Here is an 8,268-nt window from a genome sequence, read left to right on the forward strand (position 1 = left end):
GTGGTGTTGGCCCGGCCGGGCCAGGACGCCGCGCTCAGCCGCTTCACCTGGAGCTCCGGGGACGTCGCGCTGCCGCCGCTGGGCCGCTACCTGATGCACGCCGCGAAGGTCCGCTATCACGCCCGGGTCCGGGGAGACGGGCGGCGGCTGACCGAACTGCGCGAGCGTGCCGGCGCCCGCCTGGACCGGGTCACGGAACTGATGGGCGACCCCGCCGCCGCCACCGCCGAGGCGGCCGGGCTCGCCGCCGACGAGGCGGCCGTCGCCGGCACCCTCGAAGCCGTACGCCGGATGCGCCGCGGCGTCGAGACGGCCCGGCACAACCAGGCCGCGGTCGTCGCCGAGCCGCTGCCCCCGGACGCGGCACTGGCCGGCTGGCTCGATCATCAGCTCGGGGAGGACGCCGAGAATCTCGGCGCCACACTGGAACGGGCGACCCGGCTGCGCGAGATCCTGGGCTACACCCAGGCCGGGTTCGCGCCGGTGGCCGTGCTGACGCCCGCGCCCCTGCCACCCGAAACCCCGCCTTCCGGTGACGGCCGCGCCGAGCAACGGCTCGGCTTCGGCGTCGACGTCGTCGGCTACAGCGGCCGGACCACCCCGCAGCAGGCCGAGGTGCAGAGCCGGGTCGCGGGGATGGCGGCGCGGGTGCTCGACGCCGTCGGGCTCCGGCTCGCCGACGTCGACCGGCAGGACGGCGGCGACGGCATGATCGTGGTGCTGCCCGCGGCGATCCGCGCGCACCACGCGCTGCCGATCCTGCTGAACGGATGGCGATCGCAGGTGGCGGCGGACAACGCCGCCCATCCGGCCGACCGCATCCGGCTCCGGCTGTCCGTGGCCGGTGGGCCCTTCACCGCCGCGGCGATCGGCTTCAGCGGCAGCACCATCATCGAGATGGGGCGCCTGCTGGATTGCGCGGTTCTGCGCGACGCCGTCAACGATCATCCCGAGGCCGACCTGGTCGCACTCGTGTCCGACCGGATCCACCAGGACGTCGTCGGTGAGGGGTACCCCGGCCTGGACGGCGCGCACTTCGAGCGGCGCCGGGTCGAGGCCAAGACCTACCGCAGGGACGGCTGGCTCTGGGTGGGGCCGGTGACCGCGAGCCGGCCCCACCCGGAGCCGGCGCCGCGGGCGCCGTCCGCGCGGGACGTCTTCCTGATCAACGGCGCGGACGACCAGGCCGGCGAGGCGGTGCGCGGGCTGCTGCGGGCGCTCGGGCTGCGCCCGCTCGGCTGGGACGAGATCGCCGCCCGTACCGGAGAGCCCGCGCCGTTTCTCCCGGACGTCTTGGATCAGGCGTTCGCCGACAACCGGGCGGCGGTCGTGCTGCTCACCCCGGACGAGTGCGCCCCGGGCGCCGGCGGGCGGTCCGGTGCCGAGGTGATGTTGCGGGCCGGCATGGCGGTGGCCCGGCAGCGGGAGCGCACGGTCGTCATCGAGGTCGGCACCCCGCCGGGCGGCCTGGGGGGCCTGGACACGGTGCGGATCACCGCGGATCCGGCCTCCCAGCGCCGCGACCTCGCCCGGATCGCGCAGCGGCTGCGCAACGCCGGCTGCGCGGTCGACACCACGGGCACGGACTGGCTGAGCACCGACCGGTTCGCCGGGCTCGGCGCGTTCAGCCGGGTCCCCTGAGCCGGGTTCTCTCAGTCCACTGTGGTCACGGACGACATCCCCCGTTCGGCCCGCCTTCGGTGTGCGGACGACCGCGACTACTCACGACGATCATCCTCGTTACGTTCGGCTGGTCGTCCGGTTTATCCCCCCGTTCCGGTTCACCTGTCTCGGCGCGCTTCCGGTCCGCGACCGTTTTCGGTCAAGCTGCACATCGAGCGCCGTCTCCTCGTACGCGCTCCGATCGCTTCCTGCCTGGACGCCGACATCGAAGGGAGCACCTCGTGGGCGCTTCGAACGGGCCGACATCACGCCTGGACGCCGAGCAACGCCGGAGCATCCGGCTGAGCCCGAACAGACCGCAGGTCGGCGTGTATGTCTCCCGGTCGGCCGCCGCGAACGGGCTGCCCCGGATCCGTGAGCTCGCCCGCGCCGGCGGGCTCGCCGAGGCGGCGGGCCGGGCCCAGGGCGCCGACCGCGCGCGCCTGAGCGGGGCCGTCTACGAGGTCGCCTGGCCGATCGTTTTCACCCGGCTGACGCGGCGGCTCGAACTGTCCCGCGGGCACGCCGCGTGCGCGTCGGCGGTCGAGCGGCTCGCGCCGGACTGCCTGGACCGGTTTCACGACGACGTCGAGTCGGTGGTGCAGGACACCCTCGCGCACGCCCGCAACCAGGTGCACGACCTGGAGGGATGGATCGCCAGCCGCCTCACGGCGGCCACGGTGGACGGGCACCGCAGGATGCGGGGCAGCCGGGGCGCGCTGCAACGCCCACGGCTGCCCACGTGGGTGGCGGACGGCCTGCGCCACGACGCCTGGCTGACGTCGCTCGCCGTCGAGATTCTGGTCTGGGTCGGTGTCGGCGCCACCGCGGGCGCCGAGCTGTGGCCGCTCGAGTCCTGGTCGCACCAGCGCGGGCTCCGCACCGGCGACTGGGCCGGCAGCGATCCGGGTGTCGTCGCCCGTGAGGTGGAGCAGGTGCTGGCGGTGATGCGCCGCCGGCCCGGCTGGTACGAGTCGTATGTGGAGCGTCCGCTGGGCGCGAAGCCCGCACCGGTGGCGACCGCGCCCATCGGCGAGGTGACCGGGGCGACCGCCACTCCGCTGCCGCTCGGCGACCCGGACGAGCGGATCGACGGCGAGCTGTTGCGCCTCGCCGGGGAGGCCGTCAGGGTCATCGATGGCCGGATGACCCGCGGGGAGAAGCCCGAGGACATCGTGGTCGAGGTGATCCGCGCGGTGTTCGGCGGCACCTTCACCGGGACGCTGGACCGGGCGCCGCACTCGGTCGCCGATCCGCTGGGCGGGGTCACCGGCGCACTGACCAACCCGGGCAGGCTCGATCGGATCGTCGACACCGTGCTGTCCATCCTCGGCAGGGAACGCGCGGGTCAGGGCAGCCACGCCACGCCGTAGCCGTGCCCCTGGCGCAGGGCGCGGAAGGCGACCATCACCTCGCCGGCGCCGTCCAGGTCGAGCCGCGCCGCGCCGGGCACGGTGGTCGCCGCGTCCATCCGTCGTGGCGGCACCGCGGTGACCTGCCAGATCGAGGCCGGCGCGCGACCCTCCGGGAACCGAACCCGGATCCGGCCGTGGTCGCAGGGGGCCAGCGGCACGATCGCGCAGTGGTTGCGGACCGGAGTGCCCGGCCGCACCCGGTAGTGCAGGCAGAACTCCTGCTGGTCCCCGGTGCTCAGCGGGCGCGGCAACGCCAGGCTCAGGCGGTAGTGGTGACCGTCGTCGTCCCGGTCGACAGAGACGATCCGGGCGCCGTACACGACGTGGACGTCGACTCCCGGCGGCGGCCCGGCCGGGTCCGCGGTGGAGGGGATGTCGAGCTCGATCTGCACCTCGGAGATCTCCCGCTCGGCCAGCAGGACCCGGGTCTCATACAGCTCGACCGCGGCCGAGTCCAGACGCATCAGCGAGGTGAAGGACCGGACCCGCCACCCCGATCCGGGATCGACCGGGGCCGTCGACTGGTCCCGGGCGCCGGCCTGCGCCAGGGCCGCGATCGCCTCGTTCATCCGGCGGCGCGCGGTGCGCTCGCTGCAGTGGGCGCGCTTGGCGTAGAAGCGGGCGCGCGCCATCAGGTGATCGCCGCTCCTCGCGTCGAACGCCAGGGCGAGCTCGGCGGCCGCCCGGACCTCCGCCTCGAGATCCACCATCAGCTCGGTGAGTGCCAGGTGGAGCCGCTGCCGGGCCGTCGGATCGGGGTCGACCGCCGACACCGCGCTCAGCTGGCGGGTCAGCGGCCCGAGCCGGCGGGCGAGTCCCTGCTCCAGCACGCCGCGTCCGCGGCTGAGGGCCCTCAGCTCGTGATGGAGGTCGTCCTGGTAGGACATGATCCCGGCTCCGTCCGTCAAGAGAGGCACACGGACGGTTACTACCCGCGGCGTGTCCGGAGATCACCGTCGCACGGGTCACCGATCGTCACTCCATCGTGTGACGGCATCCCGGCCGTTATGACTGTCGGCTATGCGTCAGGCCGCACTGTGGCCAGTTGATGCCGTTCGGATGACCACTGGACGGTCACCCATCGGCCTGGTCAGCGGCCCATCATGGCTGCTGTCGGATCTGCCCGGCCGCGGGGCAGACGAGGCGGGGGCTTTCATCCGTTCGGGTTCGGCCGACCCGGCCGACGGGAAGCGCTGCTCGTTGGGTTGGTGCAGCGTAACAGACAGTAACGGTCCGCAAAGTACCCGTTCCTCGTCGCGGCTATCGCGAACGTCGGCGTCCGGCGCCAGGCTCACTGAGTCTGAGGCTCTGGTCCGCGATATGCGGCCGCTGACCGCCTGCAAATATTCGGAAGGTACCTGTGATCACCGCAATCAGCTCCTCGACGGACGGCGTCATGCGGATCCGCTCGCTCGCGCGGGAAGGCCGCCTCGTTCAAGTCTTCGAAGCGGCCACGCCCCAGCAGCGGCGGGTGCTTCGCGCGGCCACCTACGAGGTCGCCTGGCCGCTGGTCTTCCAGCGGATCACCCGGCCGGTCGAGCGGCGGCGCGGCCACTGGCGGTGCGCCGCCACGCTGACCCGCCTCGCCGACGAATGCGTGGATGGCTTCCACGACGATGTCGAGGCGGTGGTCCAGGACTGCCTCCGCAACGCCCGGGTGGAGATCCTCAACCTCGAGGCCTGGATCTGCCGGCGGCTCATCCCCGCCACGGTGGACGGCAACCGGCGCCGGCGTGGCCTGCGCGGCGCCCTGCAGCGGCCGCGGATGCCCGACTGGCTCGCCGGCGAACTCGGCCACGACCCGTGGCTCATCCGGCTCGCCCTGCACGTCCTCGGGTGGGTGGGGGTCCCGGACACGGCCGGCGCCGAGCTGTGGCCGATCGACAGCTGGGTACGCGCACGGGCGGAGGCCACGGGTGACCTCGACGCCGGCCCGAGCGTCGTGCGCGACGACGTGGAGCGGGTGCTGACCGCGATGCGGCGCCGGTCCGCCTGGTACTCCGCGTACGTTGAGCGCCCGCTCGGCGCCAAGGTGCCGCCGCCCGCGCCGGCCGGCGACGCCGGCCGGGAGCAGCGTCCCGTGCTGCCCGTGACGCCGGACGAAGAGGACGACGCCCGGCTGATCGAGCTGGCCTCCGTCGCGGTGGACGCGATCGCGGCCGGCCTGGATCGCGGCGAGGATCCCCGGACCGTCGTCGCCCGGATCCTGCGGACGACCTTCGGCGCGGGAACCGGTGCCGACGAGCTCGATCGGGTGCCGGGCGGCACCTCGCCGGCCGAACGCGCCCTAGAGCTGGTCTCCGACGGCGGGTCCGTCGACCGGATCGCGGACCAGGTCGTCCGCATCATCACTGACCGCCGGATCATCGCCGGCCGTCAGTGACGTGGTGATCGCGCGGCGGCGCTCGTCGACCATCCGGCCGAGCGTCGCCGGGCTGGCGCCCTTGGACACCGCCGAGCGCCAGACGGCGCGCAGCTCGTCGGCCATGAGCCGCTGCAGGTCATCCCGCTGCTCGGGGGAGAGGCTCACGACCTGACCCCGGCGTCCGAGTCGATGATCACGATGCCATTGTGCTGCAGGATCGGTTCGGAGGGAACCGCCGAACGCGGGATCGGACCGGGGAGACCGCCGTCGCCGCGCCTGGGCCGGATGACTCCCCGGCCGCCGCCCGTGCACCGCATGACATCCTCCTCCGGCTTGGCGCTCACCGAAGGCTGACGGACCGCGCACGGTCCGTCAGATATCGCTGGAGGTGTGTGCCGATGAGGACATGGGGATGCGGAGATCCGCCGACGGCCCGGGAGGGGACGCCGATGGTGGCCGGCCCGCCTGCCTCACCACCATCGGCATACCCGGCGTACCCGCCCGCCGCGCGGGTGCGCCCGTCTCACCCCCCGCGGGGCGGGCTCGCTCAGAAATGCGACTCCACGGCGGTCCCTCTCTCCCGGTCGTGCGGTCGAGCGCCGCACGGCTTCCCCCATCGCACCCCGCTCGGCGGCCACGGATTCCGTCTTGCGGCGGGATCGCCGGGCCCGGCCGGGAAGGGCCGGCGATGAGCGATCTGCCGAGCGGCCCGCGGCCGTTCCTCGACCGCATCTCGCCCGCCGAGCGGGCCGAGCTGCTGGCGCTCGGCGTCACCCGCCCGGTACGCCAGGGCGTGCACATGATCGTCGAGGGAGCCCAGGACACCTACGTGGAGATTCTCCGGCGCGGCTACGCGAAGGTGACCCGGATGACCGAAGGGGTGCCGCGGCTGATGGGCATCCGGCTGCCCGGCGACATCGTCGGTGAGCTGGGCGCGATGACCGGCAACGGCCGCCAGGCCACGGTCACGGCCTGCGATCACGTGGTCTCCACCGTCATCCGCCAGGCCGACTTCCTCCGCTTCATCGCCGCACACCCACGGGTCGCCAACCAGGTCACGGCGACCGTGGGGGAGCGCCTGCAGTGGGCCAACGCGCGGCGGTCCGAGTTCGCGGCGTACCCGGTGCACGTCCGGCTCGCCCGGGTCCTGGGCGAGATCGCGCTGGCCTGCGGAGAGGAGGCCGAGGACGGGGGTGCTGATCGGCGTGCGCCTCAACCAGACCGAGCTCGCGGCGCTGGTCGGCTCGGCGGAGGACACCGTGCAGCGGGCGCTGCGCCAGCTGCGCGCGCGAGGACTGATCCGGACCGGATACCGCAGAATCGCCGTCCTCGGCGTGCCGGAACTGCTCGCACTGTCCGACGAGCCGCCGGACACCGGCCCGGCGACGACCTGAGCGCGCAGCGCGGCCGAGACAGGCTGCCTCCTATGTCGATCAGGGCAGGCGCTGAACGCGACGACGTCGAAAGGTCGTCGACTTCTCGCTCCGTGCCTGGGCTCCCGCCTTGAATCGTCCAAAAGGTGCTGGGCGACGGGATCTGCCGGCGGGTCCATCCGGATCGGCCGGCCTCGCAGGCGCGCGACGTGGCTCGGGTATCGGTCGGCTTCGTGAATGTCATCTTCACCAGCAGCGACGCGGCGCCGACATCGAGACGGTCGCCGTCGACCCCGGCCACCGGCGTCCGCCCTCAAGCGGATGCGCGCATCCGGAACGCAACTGCGTCCACTGCGACTCCGGCAGGCCGACGCCGCGCAGCACCCGCCGGCTGTGACCTCGTGCCGGATTCACCCCGATTTACTGACATTTCAGAGTGGATTCCGGGTCGTATGCCCACGAGCCTCAGCAAAAACCGGACGTCGGCGGCCACCCGAACCCCGTCGGCGCCGGGTCATGCGAGGATGAGGGTCAGATCTTGCGGGGTGTGCGAACGGCCCACGCGGCCGACAGCGTGCGAGAGGTGGGTGTCGTGACCGGCGCCGGGTCGGACCACCGCATCATCGGTGAGCTGCAGCGGAAGATCGAGCAGGACCGGCAGCGGCTGGCGTCTCTGAACCGTGGATCGCCGGCGCATCGACAGCTCCGGCGACAGATCATTCGCGGTGCGGCGAGGCTGCGCGAGTTGGAGCAGGACGTGAGACTGCGCGCTGATCAGGTCATGAGCGTGCGGCTGTTGTTGTTCCTCCTGGTCGGCGGGATCCTCGTCCTTGCCGGCTGGGGCTCATGGAGGCTGCTGATAGGCGCCGGTGTGGCCGCGTTCGGCGTGTGGATCGCCGATCGGCTGCCCGACCACCTTTACCGCACCGGCCTCGGATTTCACCGACGAGCCAGGTGATCGGTGCGGTGATCGTCTTCCGTCCTGCGAAGCGGAGTTGATCTGCAGGGTCGGCCGCCTGAACCCACCCCTCCTGACACATAGTGAGCAACTTTCAACCTGGCCTCGGGCCAGAGGCCTCCGGGCCGTCGACCTCCGCCTGGCGCTGCCACCTGTGATGAACCGCGGGTGCATGGTGCTTTGCCGGCGGTATGACAGGCCCTATTTCGACGCGCGTGGCGCCGCACCGGAATTGCCGCGCCGCCTCCGGTGAACGCAATTGTCGAAATGAGATTGGCATCATCATTCGCGGGCGTGTCGGGGTGGGGTGCGGGAGAATTCTTCGGTGGGACAGTTGTCATTGTTCGGCAGGTCGGAATTGGCGGCGATGCGGGACCGGACCGCGCGGCGAAACTATTCGGCCGCCGCTGAGGAATTTCGTCGTGAGCACGAGCGTCATCGCCGGTGGGGTCTTCAGCAACGCCATGGTGAGAAGCTTCGCCGTAACCGCCTGAG

At 72.6% G+C, this 8,268-nt stretch carries 7 protein-coding genes and 1 pseudogene; 6 read left to right on the forward strand and 2 right to left on the reverse strand.

What is annotated here, in order from left to right:
- Both AB0F10_RS42325 and AB0F10_RS42330 read left to right on the forward strand, forming a co-directional pair.
- A partial coding sequence (locus tag AB0F10_RS42325) for a CATRA conflict system CASPASE/TPR repeat-associated protein (RefSeq protein WP_360639298.1) occupies window positions 1–1,641 on the forward strand: 1,641 nt, incomplete at its 5' end.
- Window positions 1,642–1,904: 263 nt separating this feature from the next.
- Window positions 1,905–3,035 carry a hypothetical protein gene (locus AB0F10_RS42330; RefSeq protein ID WP_360639301.1) on the forward strand — a complete coding sequence of 377 codons (1,131 nt, stop codon included), beginning with the start codon at window positions 1,905–1,907 and terminating at the stop codon, window positions 3,033–3,035.
- On the opposite strand, the gene AB0F10_RS42335 is transcribed toward AB0F10_RS42330, so the two are convergent.
- Window positions 3,011–3,964 carry a hypothetical protein gene (locus tag AB0F10_RS42335; protein WP_360639304.1) on the reverse strand — a complete coding sequence of 318 codons (954 nt, stop codon included), beginning with the start codon at window positions 3,962–3,964 and terminating at the stop codon, window positions 3,011–3,013. The two genes, AB0F10_RS42330 and AB0F10_RS42335, sit on opposite strands and share 25 nt — an antisense overlap.
- Window positions 3,965–4,437: 473 nt before the next feature.
- Between AB0F10_RS42335 and AB0F10_RS42340 the strand changes: the two genes are divergently transcribed.
- Complete coding sequence (locus tag AB0F10_RS42340; RefSeq protein WP_360639307.1) at window positions 4,438–5,460, forward strand: hypothetical protein; 1,023 nt, start codon at window positions 4,438–4,440, stop codon at window positions 5,458–5,460.
- Here AB0F10_RS42340 and AB0F10_RS42345 read toward each other — a convergent pair.
- Window positions 5,365–5,607, reverse strand: a complete 243-nt coding sequence (locus AB0F10_RS42345; RefSeq protein ID WP_360639310.1) for a hypothetical protein — start codon at window positions 5,605–5,607, stop codon at window positions 5,365–5,367. The two genes, AB0F10_RS42340 and AB0F10_RS42345, sit on opposite strands and share 96 nt — an antisense overlap.
- Before the next feature lie 523 nt (window positions 5,608–6,130).
- On the opposite strand from AB0F10_RS42345, the pseudogene AB0F10_RS42350 reads away from it, so the two are divergent.
- From AB0F10_RS42350 to AB0F10_RS42360, 3 genes and pseudogenes are all read left to right on the forward strand, one after another.
- Window positions 6,131–6,466 (forward strand): annotated as a pseudogene (locus tag AB0F10_RS42350) (cyclic nucleotide-binding domain-containing protein); the annotation flags it as partial.
- A gap of 169 nt (window positions 6,467–6,635) precedes the next feature.
- The gene (locus AB0F10_RS42355) at window positions 6,636–6,836 is read left to right on the forward strand and encodes a helix-turn-helix domain-containing protein (RefSeq protein ID WP_360639313.1); all 201 of its coding nucleotides are present in this window, start codon (window positions 6,636–6,638) and stop codon (window positions 6,834–6,836) included.
- Window positions 6,837–7,398: 562 nt separating this feature from the next.
- Complete coding sequence (locus AB0F10_RS42360; RefSeq protein ID WP_360639315.1) at window positions 7,399–7,773, forward strand: hypothetical protein; 375 nt, start codon at window positions 7,399–7,401, stop codon at window positions 7,771–7,773.
- The last annotated feature ends 495 nt before the right edge of the window (window positions 7,774–8,268 follow it).

Source organism: Actinoplanes sp. NPDC026623, from assembly GCF_040638275.1.
Lineage (GTDB): Bacteria > Actinomycetota > Actinomycetes > Mycobacteriales > Micromonosporaceae > Actinoplanes.